Annotated in this window: 22 protein-coding genes; 12 read left to right on the forward strand and 10 right to left on the reverse strand. The window is 67.3% G+C overall.

Annotated features, from left to right (window positions below; translation table 11 throughout):
• Positions 1-924 carry a response regulator gene (locus IB273_RS14050; RefSeq protein WP_151187710.1) on the forward strand — a complete coding sequence of 308 codons (924 nt, stop codon included), beginning with the start codon at positions 1-3 and terminating at the stop codon, positions 922-924.
• A 100-nt stretch (positions 925-1,024) separates the two neighbouring features.
• Positions 1,025-1,723 (forward strand): orotidine-5'-phosphate decarboxylase, encoded by a 699-nt coding sequence (gene pyrF, locus IB273_RS14055; RefSeq protein WP_024764511.1) that lies wholly within the window; start codon positions 1,025-1,027, stop codon positions 1,721-1,723.
• A gap of 61 nt (positions 1,724-1,784) precedes the next feature.
• On the opposite strand, the gene IB273_RS14060 is transcribed toward pyrF, so the two are convergent.
• Complete coding sequence (locus IB273_RS14060; protein WP_081518665.1) at positions 1,785-2,234, reverse strand: multidrug/biocide efflux PACE transporter; 450 nt, start codon at positions 2,232-2,234, stop codon at positions 1,785-1,787.
• A gap of 132 nt (positions 2,235-2,366) precedes the next feature.
• On the opposite strand from IB273_RS14060, the gene IB273_RS14065 reads away from it, so the two are divergent.
• The 6 genes from IB273_RS14065 to IB273_RS14090 all read left to right on the forward strand — a co-directional run bounded on the left by IB273_RS14065 (position 2,367) and on the right by IB273_RS14090 (position 8,985).
• Positions 2,367-3,227, forward strand: a complete 861-nt coding sequence (locus IB273_RS14065) for a LysR family transcriptional regulator (RefSeq protein WP_081518720.1) — start codon at positions 2,367-2,369, stop codon at positions 3,225-3,227.
• 112 nt (positions 3,228-3,339) lie between these two features.
• A complete protein-coding gene (locus tag IB273_RS14070; RefSeq protein WP_081518664.1) occupies positions 3,340-4,257 on the forward strand; it encodes an AAA family ATPase in 918 nt (305 codons plus the stop codon).
• 10 nt (positions 4,258-4,267) lie between these two features.
• The gene (locus IB273_RS14075) at positions 4,268-5,221 is read left to right on the forward strand and encodes a DUF58 domain-containing protein (protein WP_192224309.1); all 954 of its coding nucleotides are present in this window, start codon (positions 4,268-4,270) and stop codon (positions 5,219-5,221) included.
• Entirely contained in the window at positions 5,218-7,233 is a 2,016-nt protein-coding gene (locus IB273_RS14080) for a DUF3488 and DUF4129 domain-containing transglutaminase family protein (protein ID WP_192224310.1), read from the forward strand. The genes IB273_RS14075 and IB273_RS14080 overlap by 4 nt, the downstream gene beginning before the upstream one ends.
• A 68-nt stretch (positions 7,234-7,301) precedes the next feature.
• Positions 7,302-8,072 (forward strand): CHAD domain-containing protein, encoded by a 771-nt coding sequence (locus IB273_RS14085; protein ID WP_192224311.1) that lies wholly within the window; start codon positions 7,302-7,304, stop codon positions 8,070-8,072.
• A gap of 112 nt (positions 8,073-8,184) precedes the next feature.
• Positions 8,185-8,985 (forward strand): acyl-CoA thioesterase, encoded by an 801-nt coding sequence (locus IB273_RS14090; protein ID WP_192224312.1) that lies wholly within the window; start codon positions 8,185-8,187, stop codon positions 8,983-8,985.
• Between the two features lie 11 nt (positions 8,986-8,996).
• Here the strand turns inward: IB273_RS14090 and IB273_RS14095 are convergent, their stop codons facing one another.
• The 5 genes from IB273_RS14095 to IB273_RS14115 all read right to left on the reverse strand — a co-directional run bounded on the left by IB273_RS14095 (position 8,997) and on the right by IB273_RS14115 (position 14,057).
• Complete coding sequence (locus tag IB273_RS14095) at positions 8,997-10,574, reverse strand: diguanylate cyclase (RefSeq protein ID WP_412548081.1); 1,578 nt, start codon at positions 10,572-10,574, stop codon at positions 8,997-8,999.
• Positions 10,574-11,020, reverse strand: coding sequence for an oxidoreductase (locus IB273_RS14100; protein ID WP_081518719.1), 447 nt, complete (start codon positions 11,018-11,020; stop codon positions 10,574-10,576). The genes IB273_RS14095 and IB273_RS14100 overlap by 1 nt, the downstream gene beginning before the upstream one ends.
• 145 nt (positions 11,021-11,165) lie before the next feature.
• Complete coding sequence (locus tag IB273_RS14105; RefSeq protein WP_138214842.1) at positions 11,166-11,525, reverse strand: Mpo1-like protein; 360 nt, start codon at positions 11,523-11,525, stop codon at positions 11,166-11,168.
• 115 nt (positions 11,526-11,640) lie between these two features.
• Positions 11,641-13,119, reverse strand: coding sequence for a methyl-accepting chemotaxis protein (locus IB273_RS14110; protein WP_081518657.1), 1,479 nt, complete (start codon positions 13,117-13,119; stop codon positions 11,641-11,643).
• A gap of 137 nt (positions 13,120-13,256) precedes the next feature.
• Positions 13,257-14,057 carry a TatD family hydrolase gene (locus IB273_RS14115; protein WP_192224314.1) on the reverse strand — a complete coding sequence of 267 codons (801 nt, stop codon included), beginning with the start codon at positions 14,055-14,057 and terminating at the stop codon, positions 13,257-13,259.
• Positions 14,058-14,281: 224 nt separating this feature from the next.
• On the opposite strand from IB273_RS14115, the gene IB273_RS14120 reads away from it, so the two are divergent.
• Positions 14,282-15,706, forward strand: a complete 1,425-nt coding sequence (locus IB273_RS14120; protein ID WP_081518655.1) for a transglycosylase SLT domain-containing protein — start codon at positions 14,282-14,284, stop codon at positions 15,704-15,706.
• A 142-nt stretch (positions 15,707-15,848) separates the two neighbouring features.
• Positions 15,849-16,283, forward strand: coding sequence for a DoxX family protein (locus IB273_RS14125; RefSeq protein ID WP_017517576.1), 435 nt, complete (start codon positions 15,849-15,851; stop codon positions 16,281-16,283).
• Positions 16,284-16,376: 93 nt separating this feature from the next.
• On the opposite strand, the gene IB273_RS14130 is transcribed toward IB273_RS14125, so the two are convergent.
• Complete coding sequence (locus IB273_RS14130) at positions 16,377-17,405, reverse strand: YeiH family protein (RefSeq protein ID WP_192224315.1); 1,029 nt, start codon at positions 17,403-17,405, stop codon at positions 16,377-16,379.
• A gap of 93 nt (positions 17,406-17,498) precedes the next feature.
• On the opposite strand from IB273_RS14130, the gene IB273_RS14135 reads away from it, so the two are divergent.
• Entirely contained in the window at positions 17,499-18,398 is a 900-nt protein-coding gene (locus IB273_RS14135) for a LysR family transcriptional regulator (protein WP_192224316.1), read from the forward strand.
• Here IB273_RS14135 and thpR read toward each other — a convergent pair.
• On the reverse strand, positions 18,384-18,902 hold the full coding sequence (gene thpR, locus IB273_RS14140) for an RNA 2',3'-cyclic phosphodiesterase (RefSeq protein ID WP_168190517.1): 519 nt from the start codon (positions 18,900-18,902) through the stop codon (positions 18,384-18,386). The genes IB273_RS14135 and thpR overlap by 15 nt on opposite strands.
• Positions 18,903-19,084: 182 nt before the next feature.
• Here thpR and IB273_RS14145 point away from each other — a divergent pair, with 182 nt between their 5' ends.
• On the forward strand, positions 19,085-19,405 hold the full coding sequence (locus IB273_RS14145; protein ID WP_081518651.1) for a hypothetical protein: 321 nt from the start codon (positions 19,085-19,087) through the stop codon (positions 19,403-19,405).
• A 108-nt stretch (positions 19,406-19,513) separates the two neighbouring features.
• Here IB273_RS14145 and greB read toward each other — a convergent pair whose 3' ends face one another.
• A complete protein-coding gene (greB, locus tag IB273_RS14150) occupies positions 19,514-20,011 on the reverse strand; it encodes a transcription elongation factor GreB (protein WP_081518650.1) in 498 nt (165 codons plus the stop codon).
• A gap of 41 nt (positions 20,012-20,052) precedes the next feature.
• Complete coding sequence (locus tag IB273_RS14155) at positions 20,053-22,554, reverse strand: ABC transporter permease (RefSeq protein ID WP_192224317.1); 2,502 nt, start codon at positions 22,552-22,554, stop codon at positions 20,053-20,055.
• Between the last annotated feature and the right edge of the window lie 8 nt (positions 22,555-22,562).

The raw sequence follows: 22,562 nt of genomic DNA on the forward strand, positions 1-22,562 counted from the left end.
ATGAGCCAGCAGCCTGTCCGCATCCTCTTCGTCGACGACGAGGAGCGCATCCTGCGCAGCCTCGCGATGCAGTTCCGCCGGCACTACGACGTGCAGGTGGAGACTGACCCGCACAAAGCCCTGCAGCGCCTGCGCGAGGAGCGCATCGACATCCTCGTCAGCGACCAGCGGATGCCGCAGATGACCGGCGCCGAGCTGCTGGCCCAGGCCCAGGAGATCGCTCCGGATACCCTGCGCATCCTGCTGACCGGTTACTCCGACCTCGACGCGGCGGTGGATGCACTCAACAGCGGCGGCATCTTCCGCTACCTGACCAAGCCCTGGGACCCGCAGGAAATGGCCTTCACCCTGCGCCAGGCGGCCGAGATCGCCTTGCGCCAGGCGCCGGCCGAGCCCATCGACACCAAGGCCATCAGCCGCGTGGTCGCGCCGCTCAACGTGCTGCTGCTGGACGAGGACCCCGAAACCCTGGCCTGCGTCGGTGAGTTCTGCAGCGCCGGCACCCACCGGCTGCACCGCGCGCGCAACCTGGCCGAGGCCATCGTGCGGCTGAATAGCGAGCCGATCGATATCCTCGTCAGCGACCTGAAGCTCGCCGGCGAAGACACCGCGCCGCTGCTCAAGTCCCTGGCCCAGGCCCATCCGCGCCTGCTGAGCATCGTCGTCACGCCGTTCCGCGACACCCAGGACCTGCTGGCGCTGATCAACCAGGCGCAGATCTTCCGCTACCTGCCCAAGCCTATCCGCCGCGGGCTGTTCGAGAAGGGCCTGAAGGCCGCCGCCGAGCAGGCGCTGCTGTGGCGCGCGCAGCCCGAGCAAAAGGTCGCGCGCATCGCCGAGGTGCCGCGCGAGGAGCGCGAGCGGGAGAAGGTCGGCAGCCTGCTGGGCATGCTCGGCCGCCTGCGCGAGCGGCTGAGTGCCTGATCGCCGTCGGCGACGCAGCATTCCTGCCGGGCGGGCTACGGAAGTCGGCGCGTTTCTGCGACAATGCGCGCCGATTTTTTCGATACCCGCGAGAGAGCCCATGTCCGCCTGCCAGACCCCGATCATCGTCGCCCTGGATTTCCCCACCCGCGAAGCCGCGCTGGCGCTGGCCGACCAGCTGGACCCGAAGCTGTGCCGGGTGAAGGTGGGCAAGGAGCTGTTCACCAGCTGCGCCGCCGGTATCGTCGAGACCCTGAACAGCCGCGGTTTCGAAGTCTTCCTCGACCTGAAATTCCACGATATCCCCAACACCACCGCGATGGCCGTGCGCGCCGCCGCCGAGATGGGCGTATGGATGGTCAACGTGCACTGCTCCGGCGGCCTGCGCATGATGAGCGCCTGCCGCGAGACCCTGGACGCCTTCAATGGCCCGTCGCCGCTGCTGATCGGTGTGACCGTGCTGACCAGCATGGAGCGCGAGGACCTGGCCGGCATCGGCCTGGACGTCGAGCCCCAGGAGCAGGTGCTGCGCCTGGCTGCGTTGGCGCAGAAGGCCGGCATGGACGGCCTGGTGTGCTCCGCTCAGGAAGCACCCGCGCTGAAGGCCGCGCACCCGGCGCTGCAACTGGTCACCCCCGGCATCCGCCCGGCCGGCAGCGCCCAGGACGACCAGCGTCGCATCCTCACCCCGCGCCAGGCGCTGGACAACGGCTCCGACTACCTGGTGATCGGTCGCCCCATCAGCCAGGCCGCCGACCCGGCCAAGGCCCTGGCCGAGATCGCTGCCAGCCTGGCCTGAAGCTTTCTTCGGACATGAAAAAGCCCGCAGTGATGCGGGCTTTTCTGTTTCGGCTTTTCGTTCAGCCGTGGGCCTGGGCGGTTGACTGCGCCCGTCCGACCCAGCGCTCGCGCAGTACGTCGTACACCCAGTTGAACACCAGCGCGTAGGGCAGGAAGAACAGCACCAGGCCGATGTCGAGGATGAACGCCTGCAGCAGGCTCACCGACAGCCACCAGGCGGCCAGCGGCACCAGCAGGATGATCAGGCCCAGTTCGAACAGCGAGGCATGCAGAATGCGCACCGACAGGGTACGGCTGAAGCCCATGCGGTTCTGCGCGCGGTCGAAGGCGGCGTTGAACAGCATGTTCCACACGGTGGCGATGGCCGAGAACATCAGGGTCATGGCGCCCATGTGGCCCAGCGGTTTGTCCATCAGCCAGGCCAGGGTCGGCGCGCAGATGACGACCGCCAGCAATTCGAAAAGGCCGGCGTGGAACATCCGCTCTTTCAGGGTTTTAGTGGGAGTCATGGGGTATCTCCAGGCATCAAGCTCTCAATTCACGAGAAGGCCGACTCCGTCGGTCCGGCGCCATTATCATCGGTCGACCGGCTGGATCTAAGTTGGATACCATCGGCTTAACCGATGGAAGAGGCTGCCACCATGCAATATTCCCCCGAATCCCTGCAGGCCTTCGCCGAGGCCGCCTGCCTGGGCTCGTTCAGCGCCGCCGCGCGCAAGCTGGGCAAGAGCCAGTCCACCGTCAGCGAGGCCATCGCCCGCCTGGAGATCGACCTCGGCCTGACCCTGTTCGACCGCAGCAGTCGCCAGCCGCAGCTGACCGAGGCCGGCCACGCGCTGCTCGGGCGGGTGGAGGAGGTGCTGATGGCCAACGACCGCCTCGGGCAGCTCGCCCATCAGCTCGTCGGCGGACTGGAGTCGCGGGTGACCCTGGCGATGTCGGACACCTACCAGTCGGCCGAATTCGAAGCCCGGCTGGCGGAGATCGATGCGCGTTATCCGGACCTGGAGTTCGAATGGCTGATCGCCGAGGACAGCGACGTACTCGACCTGGTCGTCCAGGGCCGCGCCAGCCTTGGTTTGCTGGCGGCACAGAAGGATTACCCACCGGACGTCAGCTCGGCGACGCTGAGCGAACAGGCTGAGTTCGGCCTCTTCGTCAGCCGCGACCATCCGCTGGCCGGCCGCGCCCAGGTAGAGCGCGAGGACCTGCTGGCGTACCGGGCGCTGCGCCTGAACACCTACCTGGATGACGCCGCACCGATGCTCGGCGGCCGCTGCTGGAGCGCGCCAAACTACCTGCTGTTGCTGGACATGGCTGTATTGGGCTTTGGCTGGATCGAATTGCCCAGCTGGATGGTAGGACGCTTCGCCAGCGGGCGTATGAAGGAGTTGAAGGTCGCCGGCTGGCCGCGCCGGGTGGCGGTGGACGTGATCTGGTCGCGGCAGCGTCGGCTGGGCCCCGCCGCGAGTTGGCTGGCGGAGCGCCTGCTGGGGCGCTAGGCGCTCTGGATCACAGCTCTGCATCACAGATTGCGGACTAAATGTGTCGAAACCTTTGATGCTCCGTTCCGGACCAGTAGGATCGGAGTTTTCCGGGGAAGAGAGGGTCAGGATGCACGCCAAGCTGGAGAATTGTCTGAAGGCAGTCGATCAGGTACTGCTCGGCAAGGAAGTGCAAGTGAGGTTGGCACTGACCTGCCTGCTGGCCCGCGGTCACCTGCTCATCGAAGACCTGCCCGGCATGGGCAAGACCACCCTGAGCCATGCGCTGGCGCGGGTGCTGGGGCTGAGCTTCCAGCGCATCCAGTTCACCTCCGACCTGTTGCCCGGCGACGTGCTGGGCACCTCGGTGTTCGACAAGGACACCGGGCAGTTCGTCTTCCACGCCGGGCCGATCTTCTCCGAGCTGGTGCTGGCCGACGAGATCAACCGCGCCACGCCCAAGAGCCAGAGCGCGCTGCTCGAGGCCATGGAGGAGGGCCAGGTGACCATCGAGGGCGCGACCCGTCCGCTGCCCGAACCCTTCTTCGTCATCGCCACGCAGAACCCGGTGACCCAGGGCGGTACCTTCGCGCTGCCCGAGTCCCAGCTTGACCGCTTCCTCATGCGCCTGTCCCTGGGCTACCCCGGCCGCGCCGCCGAGAAGGCGCTGCTGCTGGGCGAGGCGCGCCGGGACCTGCTGCCGCGCCTGGAGCCGATGCTCGACCCGCAGGAACTGCAGGCGCTGCAGGGTGAAGTGCTGGAGGTGCGTGCCAGCGATGCCCTGGTGGATTACGTGCTGCGCCTGGTGGAAGCCACGCGTACCCAGCCGGCCTTCGCCCTCGGCCTGTCGCCGCGCGGCAGCCTCGCGTTGCTGGCGGCCGCTCGTGCCTGGGCACTGCTGGCCGGGCGCGACTATGTGATTCCCGAGGATGTGCAGGCCGTGCTGCCTTCGGTGGCCGGGCACCGCCTGCGTGACCAGGCCGACCCGGCCGGCCATGGCGGCGGCGCGCTGGTGCAGTGGTTGCTGCGCGAAGTTCCGGCTCTCTGAGGGGCATGCCATGCTCGTCAGGGTCAGGCCGCTGTGGCAGAGCTGGATAGCCCGGCGCATACCGCCATCGCCATCGCTGCAGCTCAACCAGCGGCGTATCTTCATTATCCCGACCCGGCAGGGGATGGCGTTCGGCGTCGCGCTGCTGCTGATGCTGCTCACCGCCATCAACTACCAGAACAGCCTGGCCTACGGCCTGACCTTCCTGCTGCTGTCGCTGTTCATCGTCGCCATCCTGCACACCTATCGGAACCTGGGCGGCCTGCGCCTGACGGCGCTCGGCGCGCAGCCGGTATTCGTCGGCGAACAGGCAGCTTTTCGCGTGCGCCTGGAAGGCGAAGGGCGCGCCCGACAGGCCATCGGCCTGGGCTGGGAAACCGAGCGCATGCAGTTTGCCGATGTCACGGCAGAGCATGCCGAAGAAGTGCTGCTGACGATGACGGCACAGCGACGCGGCTGGCTGCGCCCCGGTCGCCTGCGCGTGGAAAGCCGTTTCCCGCTGGGGCTGCTGGTGGCCTGGAGCTGGGTGGACCTGGACCAGTCGGTGCTGGTCTACCCGCATCCGCAGCCCGGCGATCTGCCGCTCGAAGGCGGGCCAGCTGAGAATGACGAAGAGGGTGTGCGTCCCAGCGGCCGTGGCGTCGATGATTTCCAGGGGCTGCGGCCCTACCAGCCGGGCGACTCGCGCCGGCGTCTGCACTGGAAGGCCTATTCGCGCGGCCAGGGCCTGCTGGTGAAGGACTTCTCTGCGCTGGCGGGACGCAACGTCTGGCTGGAGTTCAACAGCCTGGGCGGCGATACCGAGGGACGCCTTTCACGCCTGTGTTTCTGGGTTCTGCAGCTGTCGCTGCGCCAGCAACCCTTCGGTCTGCGCTTGCCGGATGCGCAACTGGCGGTCGGCCTGGACGATACCCATCGCGATGCCTGCCTTCGCGCCCTGGCGCTGCACGGGACGAAGCGATGAGCAGCGCTGCCGCCGCTTCCACCCAACCGATTCCACGGGTCGCGCTCACCTGGCTGCTGGTAGCCCAGGCGGTGGTGATCATCCCGCACCTGGAGCACCTGCCACTGTGGATCGTCGCGCTTTGGCTGGGCTGTGCGGCCTGGCGCATCCAGGTGTTCCGCATGCGCACCAACTACCCCAGCGGCGTCGCCAAGCTGGCGCTGGTGGCGGCGGCCGGGGTAGGAGTGTGGTTCTCCCGTGGCTCGGTGATCGGGCTGGATGCTGGCGTGGTGCTGCTGATCGCCGCCTTCGTGGTCAAGCTGGTGGAGCTCAAGACCCGCCGCGACGCCTGGGTGCTGATCCTGCTGGGATTCTTCGCCGTGACCACCAGCTACCTGTTCCAGGACGACATCATCGCTGCCGCATTCAGCCTGCTGCCGGTGCTGGCCCTGTTGGCGGCGGCCATCGGCCTGCAGCAGAGCAGCTTCGCCGCGCGCCCGATGCCGACCCTGCGCCTGGCCGGCGGCCTGCTGTTGCAGGCGCTGCCGCTGATGCTGCTGATGTTCCTGCTGTTCCCGCGGATGGGGCCGCTGTGGTCGCTGCCGATGCCGGGCGACAAGGCCATGACCGGGCTGAGCGACAGCATGGCGCCAGGGGACATGGTCGAGTTGAGCCAGTCACCCGCGTTGGCTTTCCGGGTGAGTTTTGACGGTCAGCCGCCGCCGCGTTCGCAGCTGTACTGGCGGGCGCTGACCCTGGAGCGCTTCGACGGTGTGCGCTGGAGCACCGCGTTCCAGCGTGGCGATCGTCCGCCGCAATGGCAGCAGCGGGGCCAGCCGTTGCAGTACCAGGTGATCATGGAGCCCAACGGCCGGCCCTGGCTGTTCGCCCTCGACGTGGCGCAGATCAGCCTGGGCGATGCGCGAATGATGAGCGACTTCCACCTGGAGCGACGTCTGCCGGTGCGCCAGGGGCTGATGTACCGTGCCACCTCCTGGCCGGACGCACAGTTGGAGCCGGATGACGCCGCCCGCGCGCAACGGATCAACCTTGCCTTGCCACAGGGCGGCAACCCACGAGCCCGCGCCTGGGCGCAGCAACTGCGCGAACGCTACCCGCAGCCGGCAGCGCTGGTGCAGGCGATGCTCCAGCATCTGCGCGAGCAGCCGTTCCGCTACACACTCCGGCCGCCGGATGCCGGCCCGGAACGCATCGACGGCTTTCTCTTCGACACCCGCGCCGGCTTCTGCGAGCACTACGCCGGCGCCATGACCTTCGTCCTGCGCGCTGCCGGTATTCCGGCTCGCGTGGTCACCGGCTACCAGGGCGGCGAGGCGAGTACCTCGGGCAACTACCTGGCGATCCGCCAGTTCGACGCCCATGCCTGGGTCGAGTACTGGGAGGCGGGGCGGGGCTGGACGCGGGTCGACCCGACGGGCGCCGTGGCGCCCGAACGCATCGAGCAGGGGCTGGAGGCGGCGCTGAGCCAGGAAGGCAGCTTCCTGGAGTCCGATCCGTTTTCGCCCCTGCGCTACCGCCATTTCGCGCTGCTCAACCAGCTGCGCATGGCGTGGGACGACGCCAACTACGGCTGGCAGCGCTGGGTGCTGGGCTACCAGGCCGAGCAGCAGGGCGACATGCTGAAAAACTGGTTCGGCGGGCTCGACCGGCAATGGGGCGGCGCCCTGCTGGTTGGCGGCGGCGCTCTGTTGCTGGGCTTGCTGGCACTGGTGTTGTTCAAGCCCTGGCGACGCAGCGCCGATGTCCAGTTGCGCAGCTTCCAGCGCTTCGAGCGGATGCTCGCGCCGCTGGGCGTACGCCGGGAGCCGGGGGAGGGCGGCAGGGACTTCTGCCGGCGTGCCATTAAAGTGTTGCCGGCCCATGCACAGGCGATCCGCAGCTACCTGGATGCCTTCGAAAAGCAGCGTTACGGCGGCGCGGCTGCGTCGCCAGCCGAGCTGCGCGGGCACCTTGCACGCCTGCGCCGCGAGCTGCCCTGGCGCCTGCGGCTATCGCGCGGAAAAGGAACGTGACATTGCGCCCCTTGTTGCTGCGTCGGCAGGGGCTAACCTGATATTTCATTCTCTGAGTGGAGCCTGCCGTGACCTCCTTCTGCGATTACCTGGTAAGCCATCTGATCGAGCAGGAGGTTGCGCTGTTCTCCGCGTCTTCCCGCCTGAAGGCCGCGTCCGACCCGGAAGCGCTGCATGACCTGCGCATCGCCGTGCGCCGGTTGCGCAGCCTGCTGCACCCGGTGCGCGGCATGCCCGGTATCGACGAACTGGAACAGGCGCTGGGCGACATGGGCCGGCTCAGCGGCCCGCTGCGCGACCTCGAAGTGCTGCTGCCGGTGCTGGAGGCCGAAGGCTACGAACGTGCCGCCGCGCTGCGCCGGCCGGCGTTGATCTCCGGCTACGCCACGCTGCTTGCCAGCCCGCAGTGGGAGCGCCTGATGATGCGCCTGGACGGCTGGCCGCAGCTGTGGCGCACGTCCGAGCGCCACGGTGTGCTCAAGGGCCTGCACCGCAAGGTGGAAAAGCGCCTGGCCCGGGAGTGGCAGAAGCTGCGTGACGCCCTGAAGGACCCGGCCCACGACCGTCATCGCCTGCGCCTGCTGATCAAGCGGGTGCGCTATTCGCTGGAGGCCTATCCCGAGGAGTCCGCCGTGCCGCAACGCCTGCTGGCGCCGTTGAAGGACGCGCAATCGGCCCTGGGCGACTGGCATGACTATGAGCAGTGGCTGATCCGCAGCGAGCGCGAGCTGGACCTGATGCAGCTGCAACCGCACTGGAATGCCCGCCACGACCTCGCCGAGCGCCTCGCCGACGAGAGCCTGGAGGCCCTGGAAAAGGCTCTGCATAGAGGCCATTGATGACCGGGCATTTCCTGCAAGTGACAAGGCTTTGGATGGTTTGCCGGGGCTGCCGCTGGTCCTAAGATCGCAGCCAGTTGCCATTCTCCAGAAGCCTCAGGGAAGTCCGATCATGTCCTTCAGCGAAATGCTCCGGGCGGTGCGTACTGCGCCGCTGTCCATCGTCATTCCCGCCGCCTGGGCCCAGGGCCGCGCGAGTTTTGGCGGCCTGGTGGCGGCGCTGGCCTACGAGGCCATGGCGTCGGTGGCCGAGGCGGGGCGGCCGGTGCGCTCGCTGGCGATCACCTTCGTCGGCCCCATCGAGGTGGAAGTGCCGGTGAGCTTCGAGGCCGAAGTCCTGCGCGAGGGCAAGTCGGTCAGTCAGGTGTTCTGCCGCGCCGTGCAGAACGGCCAGGTGGTCCTGCTGGCCCAGGGCAGCTTCGGCGTGGCGCGCGAATCCAGCGTGCAGATGGAGGGCCTGCCGCCGCCGGCGTTCAAGGCTATCGAGGACTGCCAGGAGCTGCCCTACATCCGCAAGATCATGCCGGCCTTCACCCAGAATATCGCCATGCGCTGGGCCGTCGGACACATGCCGTTCTCGGCCAGTCGCGAGCGCGAGATGGGGGGCTGGATGCGTTTCCGTGGTGATGACGTGGGCGACGAACCGATGGAGACCAGCCACCTGCTGGCGCTGATCGACGCCTGGCCGCCGGCCAACCTGCCGCACCTGAAATCGCCGGCGCCCTCCAGTTCGCTGACCTGGACGGTGGAGTTCGTCCAGCCGCTGCCGTCGATGCCGGCCAATGGCTGGTGCCAGTACCTGGCAACCATCGAACATGCCCGCGATGGCTACGGCCACATCGCCGCGCAGACCTGGTCGGCGGACGGCCAGCTCCTGGCAATCGGCCGGCAGACGGTGACCATCTTCGGCTAGAAGCCTTCCAGCTAGAGACCGGCCGCGGTCTCCGTACGATTGCGCCCGCCGGCCTTGGCTCGGTACAGGGCGCGGTCGGCGCGGGCCAGCAGGTCTTCCAGGCGCAGTTCACCTTCGCGTCGCTCGGCCACGCCGATGCTCAGGGTCAGGCGCACGCGGTTGCCGTCCGCGCTGGTGAAGGACAGCGCCTGCACGCTGTTGCGTACCCGTTCGGCGACTTGCAGCGCCTGCTGCAGGTCGGTTTCCGGGAGGATCGCGGCGAACTCCTCGCCACCCAGGCGGCCGAGCAGGTCGACTTCGCGCAACCCTTGCGTCAGCTCCTTGGCTACGGCCTGCAGCACCGCATCACCGAAGGCGTGGCCGTGGCTGTCGTTGATCGGCTTGAAGAAGTCGATGTCCAGCATCAGCGCCGCGCACTGGCGGTCATAGCGCTGCGCGCTCTTGAGCAGGGCGACGCCGCGTTTGACGAAGGCGTGGCGGTTCTGCAGGCCGGTCAGCGGGTCGGTGGTGGCCAGCAGGCGCAGCTCCTGTTCCATGGCCTTGCGCTGGTTGATGTCGAAGCTCCACACCAGCGAGGCGGGGCGGCCCTCTACTTCCATCCTGCGCGCCCAGACGATCGCCCAGTAAGCGGGGTTGCCCGCCAGCCGGGTTTCCCAGCTGTCCAACTGGCCATTGTCGGCCAGCGACTGACGGAAGCGGGCTTCCTCGTCCGGGTCATCGAACAGGCGGTGCAGGGTGAAGGGCTCGTGCGGACGGATGCCGGTGCGCTGCAACAGGCGCGGGCTGACGTAATGGGCACGGGAGTCTTCGTCACTGAGCAGCGCCACGTCGCTGGGGCTGGTGTCGAGGATGTAGCGCAGCAGTGCCTTGCGTTCGCTCAGCTCCTGGGTGCGCTGTTCGACGCGTTGCTCGAGCGACTGGTTGAGGTCGTGCAGGCGCTGCGTGAGCTGCAGCTTGCGCCGCGAGTTGGCGATCACTCGCAGAGCCAGCAGCACGCTGCACAGGCCGAGGCCGAAGAGCACCCAGGCCAGCAGGTTGAAGGCGCGCTGCAGATCAAGGCGTTCGGCGTCCATGTAGTTGGTCAGGGCGATGTTGGTGACCACCACCAGTTCATGGGTGGGTTCGAGCAGCGGGGGCAGTTCGCGCAGCATCTCGCCGGCCAGCACCTTCGCCGCCGCCGGCTGGCCCCAGGGGGCACGCTGGAGCCAGGCGTCGCTCAGCTGCTGGATCGTCTCCAGCGTCGCCTGCACTTCCGGACGCGGCTCCACCAGGTAGCGGTAGACAGGCGTGGTGCGCAGGGGCGGCAGGAGGCTGGCGAGCACCTCGATGCGGGTTGCCAGGGCATCGCTGTCGCTCTTGCCAGCGAGCACCTGGCGGGCAGTGTTCAGCGAGCGTTCCAGCTCGGCGCGCAACTGGTAGGCCTGCCACAGCTCGCTGTGGGCGTCGGGATGGGCCAGCTGGCGGACGTGCTGGTGCACCATCAGCAGCGCCGCACCGGCGCCGGCGGTCAGCGCGGCGATCAGGCCGCTGAGAATGATGACGGTCAGGCGGCGATAGCGCCGCCTGGGAGGCTGCGGGGGCACGGCGATCACTCCAGGGTAATGCGGCTTACCTGCCAGACGGTGCGGTTGAAGTAGACCTGGGTCCGCAACTCCGGGTGATCGAGCATCGGGTAGATGACGAACAGCGGGCCGCGCTCGGCGATGCCGATGGCCTGGCCATCGCGGCGGTAGGCGAGGATGGGGTCGAAGGCGTCGAGGTCGCTTAGCGGAATCAGCGCGGAATAGTCGTTCAGCGCCTCGACCCGCAGGCGCTGGGAATCGGTACGGTCGAAACCGGCGAGCAGGGTGCTCAGGCGCACGCCCTGCCAGCCATAGACGTGGGATTCATCAGGGAGCATGGAGCGCCGCTCGGTCTGCGGCAGCGCTTCGAGGTCGCGCAGGCTGTAATGGCGCAGGAGCTGCGGCTGGTCCTTCACTGCGATGGTCAGCACGGTGCGCTCGGCCGCCGGATCGGGGGCTGAGTGCGCGGGCATGACAATAAACAGGCAGAGCAGAATGCCAATAAAATGACGAAAAGCCGACATCTCAACAGCTCGTGACGAAATCTCGACGATTATATCGGCGAACCTGCCAGGGACTTGAATGGCCGAAATGCCGCGCCCTGCCGTGATGGCCGGCTCAGCTGTTGCGATTGCGCCAGGCGCGCCACCATTTGCCGCTCAGGACGAAGCGCGGGAAGGTGACGAATTGCTCGACCAGCAGCCGACCGACGGCGTCCTTGCGGTCGCTGAAGGGCTCGGGCGCCTGCTCCTCGAGCTTGTGACCTCGGCCCTGGATGGCCAGCGAGGCGACCATGCCGATCACGCCCAGCAGGATCGCCGACAGGCTCAGGCTGAACAGCCCGCTGAGCAGCGTCAGGGCGCCGAGGATGAACAGCGGCACGGCGATGATGTGCAGCGCGAGGTTGGTCGGGTTACGGTGGTTGGCGGCGTAGCCCTGCCATTGCCAGGCGAGGAGGTTGGGGTGACGTTTGCCCATGGTGCTGCTCCCGAGACTGAAAAGCCCGCCTGAGTGCAGGTGGGCGGAATGTCAGCAGTCTAGGTGTTGCCCCGGAGCCCGCGCCAATGGGCGCAGGCTATGTGGGCGATAGGGATTACAGGCGCAGCTGGCGGATGGCACGGCTGAGCTCGCCGGCGAGGTCCGCCAGCTGGTGGCTGGTGCCGGCCGAATCGACGGTCTGCTGCACGGTATGTTCGGTGACGTCGCGGATGCCCACGACCGAACGGGTCATTTCCTCGGCCACCTGGCTCTGTTGCTCGGCGGCCACGGCGATCTGCGTGTTGCTCTCGCGCATCAGCGCCACGGCGGAGGCGATGGCCGCCAGCGCTTCGCCGGCCTCACGGGCCTCCTCGACGCAGCCGTCGGCCTTGATCGAGCTTTCCTGCATGAACTCCACGGCGTCGCGGGTGCCGGACTGCAGCGCGTTGATCATCTGGGTGATCTCGTCGGTGGAGTCCTGTACGCGCTTGGCGAGGTTGCGCACCTCATCGGCGACCACGGCAAAGCCACGGCCCATCTCGCCGGCGCGGGCGGCCTCGATGGCGGCGTTGAGGGCGAGCAGGTTGGTCTGTTCGGCGATGCCGTGGATGACGCTGACCACGCTGCTGATCTTGTGGCTGTCCTGGGCCAGTTGCTGGATCATCTCGGCGGTCTGCTGCACGCCCTGGGACAAACCGGCAATGGACTGGCCGACCCGGCCGACAACCTGCTGGCCGTTGCCGGCGAGGCGGTCGGCTTCCTGCGACTGGTCGCGGGTGTCGGCGGCGTGCTGGGCGATGTGGTGGACGGTGGTGGACATCTCGTTGATGGCGGTGGCGGCCTGGTCGGTCTCACTCTGCTGGCCGAGCATGCCCTGGCGCACCTGGCCCATGCTGCTGGCGAGGCTGCGCGCGCCTTCGTCGAGGCGTCCGGCGGCCTGGGCGACGGTGCCGACCACGCGCTGGTAGCCGGCCTGCATGGCGTTGAAGGCGGTTGCCATCTGGCCGACTTCGTCGCGGCTTTCCAGCGGCACACGGGCGGCCAGGTCGCCGCTCTTCTCCACGTGGAGCATCACGTCGCGCAGGGTCAGCAGGTGGGTGAGGATGAAGCGGATCAGCAACTGCGAGGCGGCCAGCAGGGCCAGCATCAGCACCAGCACGGCGCCGGCGAAGGGCAGGGCGCGGTCCTCGAAGACGCTCCAGAAATCGGCGCCGGGGGCGAGCACGGCGACGCGCTGGCCGTTGCCGATGTCCTGCACGTAGGCGCCTGCCAGGGCGCCATTGCGGGTCTGTGCACCCTTCAGGTCAACCCAGCCGCTGGTGCGGGCGAGGGCGGAACCGTCGACACCGCTGATCTGCGGCGCGCTGCCGCTGGCAAAGGTGACGAGGTTCGGCGAGGTTGGCAGTGCCGAGCCTGCCGGCCAGTTCTTCAGTAACTGGGCCTGGGCTTCGGCACCCTGGCGTGCCTGCTGGTTGCGCCCGTCGAGTTCCTGGTGCATGGCGAACACGACCAGCAGCAAGGTGGTGACGAAGGCGACCGCGTTGACGGCCCAGAATTTGTACTTGAGGGAAATATCGCGGATCCAGGCGGCCATAAATCTCTTCTTGTCGGTCAAATAATGGCAAGGCGCCATTGTTGTCGTGAAAAGGGGGAAGGTTGGCCATTGATACCGATCAAGCCACCTTCTGCCCCCGACTTATCGGCCGACGAGCCGCGATCTTGAGAGTTGGTTCAAATTTCCGGCAGGTTGAAAAACGCTCGCGCGCAGGCCGTGGTGTGGGCCGCGACTGCTTCGGTGCTTTCGCCGCGATGTTCGGCGATGCAGGCCAGAACCTCCGGCAGATAAGCTGGCTGGTTGCGGCCATTCCTGGGCTTCGGCCGCAGGGTGCGCGGCAATAGATAAGGTGCGTCGCTCTCCAGCATCAGCCGGCCTTCGGGAATCTCCCGCACCAGTTCCTGCAGATGGGTGCCCCGGCGCTCGTCGCAGATCCAGCCGGTGATGCCAATGTGCAGGTCGAGGTCGAGGTACGAATAAAGCGTGCGGCGCTCGCCGGTGAAGCAATGCACCACGGCGGCCGGCAGCTTGTCGCGGAAGTCCTTGAGGATCGCCAGCAGGCGCTCGCCCGCATCGCGCTCGTGGATGAACACCGGCAACTGCAACTCCACGGCGAGGCCCAGCTGTTCTTCGAAAGCCTTCTCCTGCTGCGGGCGCGGCGAAAAGTCGCGGTTGAAGTCCAGTCCGCATTCGCCGACCGCCTTCACCCGGTCCTCGGCCAGCAGGCCGCGAAGAACCTTGGCGCTGCCGCTGTTCCAGTGGCTGGCTTCGTGCGGATGGACGCCGGCAGTGCAGTAAAGACGCTGTTCTTCGTCCAGTTGCCGGCACAGCTCCAGGGCCTGTTCGCTGTCGTCCAGGCTGGTCCCGGTCAGCACCATCTGCACGACGCCGGCCTCGATGGCGCGAGCGAGGACCGCTTCACGTTCCGGGACGAAGCTGGGGTGGGTGAGGTTGACGCCGATGTCGATCAGTTGCATTTTTGTTCCCTTTGTTCGGAAGCGGAGCATAGCAAAAGCCGCTTTTTTGACGAAAATTCTTCAAAAACAACAGGTTGAGGAATATTCCGAAGATCTATCGGAAGTTTCGGGTTGGTGTTTATCCCCTCCTGTGAGAGTCTTGCGCGCCCTTGGCGGCCGGGAACTACCGGTCGAAACCGCACTCTAATCGGCCCACCGCCGAGTGCGAGCCCCCGGAGAGCTGGATGACCCGACTGTTGCTGCTACTGCTGTGCCTCGTGGCCCTGACGCCACTGCCGGCGGCCGCGCGCCTGACGGCCCAGCCGGAAAACTGGGAGCAGGAAAGCAGCGACGCCCGCGACCTGGCCACCATTCGTTCCGGCGGCACCCTGCGGGTTCTGGTCAACCAGAGCCGCAACAGCTCCGGCGAAATCAAGGGCGAACCCATCGGCGTCGAATACCGTCGCCTGCGCGCCTTCGAGCAGTACCTCAACGACAGCGCCCCGGGGCGCAAGCCGCTCACCATCAAGTTCATTCCCAAGGCCAAGGATCAATTGCTCGGCGCGCTGCAGCGTGGCGAAGGCGATCTGGTCGCGCCCGGGGAAGTCCTGCTGGCCCGCGACGGCCAGAACGTCAGCCCCAGCCTGCCGTGGAAGGCCGACGTGCCGTTGGTGCTGGTGACCAAGCAGGGCAACCGCAAGTTCGTGCGCCTGGAGCAGCTCGCCGGGCGCACCATCACCCTGCCGGCCGGCAGCGCCGCTGGCGAGGCCGTGCGCAAGGTCAACGAGCGTCTGGCGCAGAAGCGCATGGCGCCCCTGGTGCTGGAGTGGACCGATTCCTCCCTGGCCGTGGAAGACGTGCTGGAGATGGTCCAGGCCGGCATCTTCAACTACACCGTGGTCGAGCAACCCATCGCCGAGCGCTGGAGCAAGGTCTTCACCAAGCTGCGCGTGGACCGTCATCTGGTGCTGGACAACAGCGAGCCGATGGCCTGGTACGTGCGCCGCGACGCGCCGATGCTGCGTGCCAGCGTCAACCGCTTCCTCAAGGACTACCGCGCGCCGGCGGACCAGGACGTGGCCTTCCAGCGCCTTTATCGCCGCGCCTACCAGGTGCGCAATCCGCTGGTCGTGCCTGACCGCAAGCGCCTGGAAGCCGTGCGCCCGACCCTGCAGCGCTACGCCGAGCAGAACAAGGTCGACTGGCTGGCGCTGGCCGCCGTGGCCTTCAAGGAATCCAATCTCAATGCCAGCGCGCGCGGCGCTGGCGGCGCTACCGGGCTGATGCAGATCACCCCGGCGGCGGCCCGCGCCGTGGGCGTGGATACCGTGCACCAGAAGGACAGCAATGTGCAGGCCGCCAGCCGTTACATGGCGATGCTGCGCAAGCGCTTCTTCTCCAGCCCGCGCATCAATGAGCGTGACCGCATGGCCTTCGTTCTTGCTGCCTACAACGCCGGTCCCGAGCGGGTGCAAAGCCTGCGCGCGGAGGCCAAGCGCCAGGGCCTGAACCCCAACCAGTGGTTCTTCCAGGTCGAGCGCGTGGCGGCCGAGCAACTGGGCATGGGCGTGGTGAACTACGTCAGCAGCGTCAACAAGTACTATCTTGCATATCAGCGCGAACGTGATGGCCTCGAGCCACGTGAAAGCGTGGCGGCAATCAAGAAGTAATCGGTTTTTTCGATAGTTATTAGCGCGATTTTGCGCTTTTTATATCGGAAAAACTGGATATAGTGGTCGCCAAGCAACCACGGTTGTCACCCACTTCCTACGCAACCCTTCGCTCCCACTCGAGCTTCCATAAGGACGCACCATGAACTCGCTGATCAAATCCATCCTGACCACCAACGCTGGCGCCGGCATCGCTGTACTGCGTATCACCACCGGCCTGACCTTCATGGCACACGGCTCGCAGAAACTCTTCGGCGCCTTCGGTGGCCCGGGTCTGCAAGGCATGGCGGGCTGGCTGGAATCCCTCGGCGTGACCCCCGGCTACCTGATGGCCGCTCTGGCCGGCAGCGCCGAATTCTTCGGCGGCCTGGCCCTGGTCCTTGGCCTGCTGGTGCGCCTGGCGAGCATCCCACTGATCGTCGCCATGCTGGTGGCCGTGTTCAGCGTGCACCTGGCCAACGGCTTCTTCATCACCGCCAACGGCTTCGAATACGCCTTTACCCTGATCATGATCAGCGTTGCGCTGCTGATCAGCGGTGCCGGCCCGTTCTCCCTGGACCGCAAGCTGTCCAGCTGATCGCCAAGGCATCAGCAGAAGGCGGTAACGAAAAAGGGCGGACACCTCAGGTGTCCGCCCTTTTTGTTTGTCTCTGAATCGGAGGAGCGCGATTCAGTGGAAGAGATATTGCACGCCGCCATTGATCAGGCCGCCGCCCACCAGCAGGAAGACGAACAGTCCGGCGCCCAGTAGCAGCGGCTTCGGGCCTTCCTTGCGCAGGTCGCCCAGGCGGGTGGCCAGGCCCAGGGCGGCCATCGCCATGCCGAGCATCACATCATCCAGCTGCTGCAGCGGCGCCAGCCAGCTTTCCGGGACCCAGCCCAGCGAGCGCAGGCCAGTCACCAGCAGGAAGAACACGGCGAAGCCCGGGATGTGCAGCTTGCGGCGCGCACCCGGCTCGGCGGCTTCGGCGCAACCCACACGGCCGAGGATCAGCAGGGCCGGGGCCAGCAGCAGGACGCGCAGCATCTTGCTGATCAGCGCAGCGTCGGCAGCGGCGGGGTCCATGGCGCGGCCGGCAGCAACCACCTGGGCGACTTCGTGGATGGTCGAGCCGGTGAACACGCCGAAGGCCTGCTCACTGCCGAACAGGTTGGGCAGCGCAGCGTAGATCAATGGGTGCAGCAGCATCGCCAGGGTGCCGAACAGGACAACGGTAGCCACCGCGACGGCCGTGTGTTCGGCGCGCGCCTTGAGCACCGGGCTGCTCGCCATCACCGCTGCGGCGCCGCAGATGGCGCTGCCGGCGCCGATCAGCAGGGCGCTTTCACGCGGCAGCTTGAGCCAGCGCTCGCCGATCCACCAGGCGACGGTCAGGGTGCTGGCGACCATCAGCACGTCGATGATCAGCGCGGCTGGGCCGAGGGCAGCGATGTCCTGGAAGGTCAGGCGCAGGCCGTAGAGCACCACGCCCAGGCGCAGCAGTTGCTGGCGCGACAGGTCGATGCCGGAACGGATGCTGCCGAAGCGGGCGAGGCCGAGGTTGCCGGCCAGCAGGCCGATGAGGATCGCCAGGGTCAGGCTGCCGAGTCCCAGGTGCTGCAGCGCGGGGATTTCCATGAGCTGGCGGGAGCCGAAGGCGATGCCCAGGCAGAGCAGGGCGCCAGGGACGTAGTAGGGCAGGCGGCGAAGGGCGTTCATTACAGGCTCCTTGTGTAAGGTGAAGCCATGGTGCCGCCGCGTTGCTTAGTGTAAAAACGGATTGTTCTTATTAGGTTGACCGGTTTTATCGATATGGGCCCGCGCATTACTCTTCGCCAACTGGCGACCTTCACCGCCATCGCCGAGTTGGGCAACGTGACCCAGGCGGCAGCGCGCATCGCGCTGTCGCAGTCCGCCGCCAGCCAGGCGTTGCAGGAACTGGAGCGCGCGCTCGGTACGCGCCTGTTCGACCGCAGCGGCAAGCGCCTGGCGCTGAACGACAACGGCCGCGCCTTTTACCCCAAGGCCAGTGCTTTGCTGGCGCAGAGCGCGGAGCTGGAGAGCCTGTTCGAATCGGCTCCGGTACAGCTGAGCCTCGGTGCCAGCCGCAGCATTGGTGGCTACCTGCTGCCGCAGGTAATGGCCGGTTTTCTCGGCGAGCTGCCCGAAAGCCGTCTGGAGTTGCAGGTCGCCAACAGCGGCGGGGTGATCGAGGCGCTGGCCGAGTTCAGGTTGGACGTGGCCTTCATCGAGGCGCCGATCCAGCATCCGCAGATCCAGCTCACGCCCTGGATGGCCGATGAACTCTTGCTGGTAGTGGCGCCGGAACATCCCCTGGCGCTGGCCGAGCGCATCAGCCTGAAGGATCTGGCGGCGGCGCGCTGGGTGCTGCGCGAAGCCGGTTCCGGTACCCGCGTGACATTCGAGCAGCAGGTATTGCCACGCCTGGGCAGCGTCAACGCGCCTCTGGAGGTGAGTAACGCCGAGGCGATCAAGCATCTGGTGGGCAGCGGTTTCGGCGTCGGCTGTCTGTCGCAACGCGTCGTGCAGGCGGAGCTTGCGCGCGGCGAACTGGTGCGTCTGGATAACCCGCTGGGGCCGCTGCGGCGGACCTTCTTCCTTGCGCTGCATATCGACAAGTACCCCACGGCGGGCCTGCGTCGTTTCCTCGATTACGCCCAGGACTGGGCGGCGCGCTCAGACGCTGTCTAGCGGCCACTCGCCGATGGCGCGGTAGCGCACCCCGGTGGGGCTGTTCTCCGAGCTGAACAGCGTCACCGCCTGGGCTGGCAGCAGGAAGGCGGCTTGGGCCGTCGGCGTATGGTGGGCATGGCGAGCGAGCGTGATATGCGGATGGAACGGGCGATGCTCGACTTCGAATCCACCGGCATGCAGCTCTTCGCGCAGGGCGTGCACCAGTTCGTGCAGGGCGGCCGGCGCGTTGCTGGGCGCCAGGTGCAGGATGCCGTTGTTCCAGCGCGCAATGTGGTCCAGTTCAAGGTTGAAGCCCTGGCGTGGCAGGCGTTCGCCGATGGCGCGCAATTCGGCCTTGCGCCCGCGCGGCACGGAGCCGAGAAAGGCCAGGGTCAGGTGCAGGTTGGCCTGGGATACGGGCTGGCCGTCGTGGTGCAGGCTGTCGCGCCAGGTGCAGATGCGCGCCGCCAGTTCAGCCGGGCAGGGCAGGGCGAAGAACAGCCGCATGGGGGGTGTGGTCATCGACTGAAGTCTCCTTGACAGCTTTGCCGGGGCTTCTCTAGGATGCCGCACAGCGCCGATTTAAGTAGCAACTTGCGGGGCGCGGATGCAAGCGACAGCTGACATCGAAATACCGCTAAAGCGCTGGTTCGGTGTGCCTCTCGCCGCGTCCAGCAGGACCCCTGAGGCGGAGACGTGACACCATGACCTGTCCCAACCCGCATGTGCGCCTGGCCCCGATCACCACTGGCCTGGTGCGGCGCAATCCGAAGATTCTCCTGGGCGGCAATCACCAGCCCACCCTTGTCCGTTACCTCGATGGCTGGCCCAAGCGCTGGAACGGCTCGCGCACCTTCCTGATCCAGTTCGCCGAAACCTTTGCCGATCTCGCGCGCTTTCCGTCCGACAGTTTCGACTTCGCCGTCGTCCAGTCGCCGGTGGCCGAGCAGTTGGAGTCAGCCGTTCACGAACTCACCCGTGTCGCCCGGCAAGGGCTGATTACCCGGCGTCCGCCGTCGTTCTGAACGCCTGAGCCCCCTGCAGGAGCGCCCCATGGGCGCGATCGCGGCCCTGCATTTCTAGCAAGCGGCCCGCTCCTACAGGGAGTTTGATCCGCGATCCTTGGCGCGGCCTCAGGGATAGTCGATTTCCACCACGAACCACATCTTCTCGCCGGACGGGCTGCGCACCATCACCTCGGCGTCCAGCTCCTTGCCCACCAGGGCGCGGGCCAGTGGCGAGTCGATGCTGATGTGGTTGTTGCGCAGGTCCAGCTCATCCGGGCCGACGATACGGTAGCGGGCCTGTTCGCCGTCCTCGTCTTCCAGGGTGACCCAGGCGCCGAAGTAGACCTTGTTCGGATCCGCCGGGCGCTCGCTGACCACCTTGCAGTTCTCCAGGCGCTTGCGCAGGAAGCGCACGCGGCTGTCGATCTCGCGCAGCATCTTCTTGCCGTAGGTGTACTCGGCGTTCTCCGAGCGGTCGCCTTGCGCGGCGGCCTCGCTGACCGACTGGGTCACCTGTGGCCGACGCACGTTCCACAGTTCATGCAGTTCTGCGCGCAGGCGCGCTTCGCCTTCGGGAGTGATCAGCGGGGTACCGGCAGGGCGGGGCGGACGATAGCGGCTCATGGCATCCAGTGCGGCGAGAGTGATCGGGGCAGTCTACCCGATCAGCTCTCGCGCAGCAGGCGCAATGGGCTCACGTTGAGCGCGCGTCGAGTGCCGAGCAGGCCGGCGCCGCCCACCAGCAGCGCACCCAGCACCGGTAGCCCCAGCAGCCAGGGATGCGGGCTCCACGGCAGGTCGAACACCAGCCGGTAGAGCAGGTAGCTGATCAGCTCGCAGCCCAGCGCCGCCAGCAGGCCGCTGACCGCGCCGAGCAGGGCGAACTCGCTGCGCCGCGTGCGCATCAGCAGGCCGCGCTCGGCGCCCAGCGCGCGCAGCAGTGCGCCCTGGCGCAGGCGCTCGTCGAGGGTCGCCTGCAGGCCGGCGAACAACACCACGAAGCCGGCGGCGAGGACGAACACCAGCACGTACTCCACCGCCAGCGTCACCTGGTCGAGGATGCTGCGCAGCTGCGCCAGCAGCGCGTCCACTGGCAGCAGGGTGACGGTGGGGTAGGCGCGGGCGAGTTCGATCAGTTGGCGCTCCTGGCTCACCGGCAGGTAGAAGCTGGTCAGGTAGGTCACCGGCAGGTCGGTCAGGGTGCCGGGCTCGAAGACCATGAAGAAATTGGGCTGGAAGTTGTCCCATTTCACCGAGCGCAGGCTGCGGATCTGCGCTTCGCGAGTCTGCCCGGCGACGGTGAAGCTCAGGTGATCGCCGACTTTCAGGCCGAGGTTGCCGGCGAGCTTCTCTTCCACCGAGACGCTCGGCAGTTCGCTGTTCTCGCCGGCCTGCCACCAATCACCGGCGACTATCTGGTTGCCCGCAGGCAGGCGCTCCGACCAGGTCAGGCCGAGGTCCCGGTGCAGGGCGCGCTCGCTGCGCACGTCTTCCTTCAATGTCTGGACGGGCTTGCCGTTCACCGCCACCAGCCGGCCAGGCACCATCGGATAGAGGTCTTCGGCGTTGGGCGACAGTGCCTTCACCCGTTGCTCGAAACCGTCTTTCTCGGCCGGCAGGATGTTCAGAGCGAAGTGGTTCGGCGCATTGGGCGGCAACTGGGAGTGCCAGGTGTCCAGCAGTTCGCCGCGCAGCAGGGCGATCAGCGCCATGGCCAGCAGGATCAGGCCGAAGGCGAGGCTCTGTCCGGCGGCGGCCAGCGGGTAGCGCAGCAGTTGGCCCAGGCCCAGGCGCCACGGCAGGCTGGCACCCTGGAGGGCGCGGCGCAGGCCACGCAGGGCCAGCAGCAGGATGAAACCGAGGATCACTGCGGCGATGGCGCCGCCGCCGAGCAGGGCGAGGGTGAGTTTCAGGTCCAGGCTCAGGCGCCACATGATCAGGCCGAGGGCGAGCAGCGCACAGCCATAGGCGGCCCAGGTGCGCATCGGCACCGGCAGCAGGTCGCTGCGCAGCACGCGCAGCGGCGGTACGCGGCCCAGCGCGGCGAGCGGTGGCAAGGCAAAGCCGGCCAGCGCGACCAGCCCGGTCGCCATGCCGGCGAGCGCGGGGACTATGCCGGCTTCGGGAATTTCCGGCGGCAGCAGGTTGCCCAGCAGGTGCATCAGGCCCAGCTGCGCGAGCCAGCCGAGGAAGGCGCCGCAGACGCTGGCAACCAGTCCCAGCGCGAACAGTTGGCTGCCATACAGCAGAAGGGCTTCGCGGCGCGACAGACCCAAGCAGCGCAGCAGTGCGCTGGCGTCGAAGCGGCGGGTGGCGAAGCGGTTGGCCGACAGCGCCACGGCCACGCCGGCGAGCAGCACGGCGGCAAGGCTGGCGAGGTTCAGGTAGCGTTCGGCGCGGCCCAGGGCGTCGCCGATCTGACGGTTGCCGTGGTGCGCGTCCTGCAGTTCCTGGTTGGCGGCCAGGTTGTCTTGGGTAGCTTGCCGGTAAGTTTGCAGCGCATCGTGCGCGCCGCCCCAGAGGTCGCGATAGCGCACCCGGCTGCCGGGCTGCACCACGCCGGTGGCGTCCAGGTCGTGCAGGCTCATCATTACGCGCGGGGTGAGGCTGTAGAAGTCGCCAGCGCGATCCGGTTCGTAGGTCAGCACACGAGCGATGCGCAGGGACTTGCGGCCGATGTCGACGCTGTCGCCGATCTTCAGATCGAGGCTGGCGAGCAGGCGCGATTCGACCCAGATGTCGCCCGGCGCCGGGCGGCCGCCTTCGACTTCCGGCTGCAAGGGGGCTGGCGCGCTCTTCAGTTCGCCACGCAGGGGATAACTGTCGCCGACGGCCTTCACGCTGCTCAGTTGAATGCCGTTGTCGGTGGCCACCACGCTGGAGAATTCCACGCTCTGCGCGTGCTGCAGGCCGAGCTTGAGGCCGCGGTCGATCTGTTCCGGCTGCGCCGGCTGGGTGCCGGTGAGTACCAGGTCCGCGCCGAGGAATTCGGCGGCGCGCACCAGCATGGCGCCGTTCAGGCGCGCGCTGAAATAACCGATGGCGGAGCTCGCCGCCACCGCCACCAGCAGGGCGAAGAACAGCACGCGCAGTTCGCCGCTGCGCCCCTCGCGCCACAGCTGGCGGAGGGACAGGCGAAACAGGTTGGGCAGCGACAGTGGCTTCATCGGCTCTC

Source organism: Pseudomonas sp. PDM19, assembly GCF_014852215.1.
GTDB lineage: Bacteria > Pseudomonadota > Gammaproteobacteria > Pseudomonadales > Pseudomonadaceae > Pseudomonas.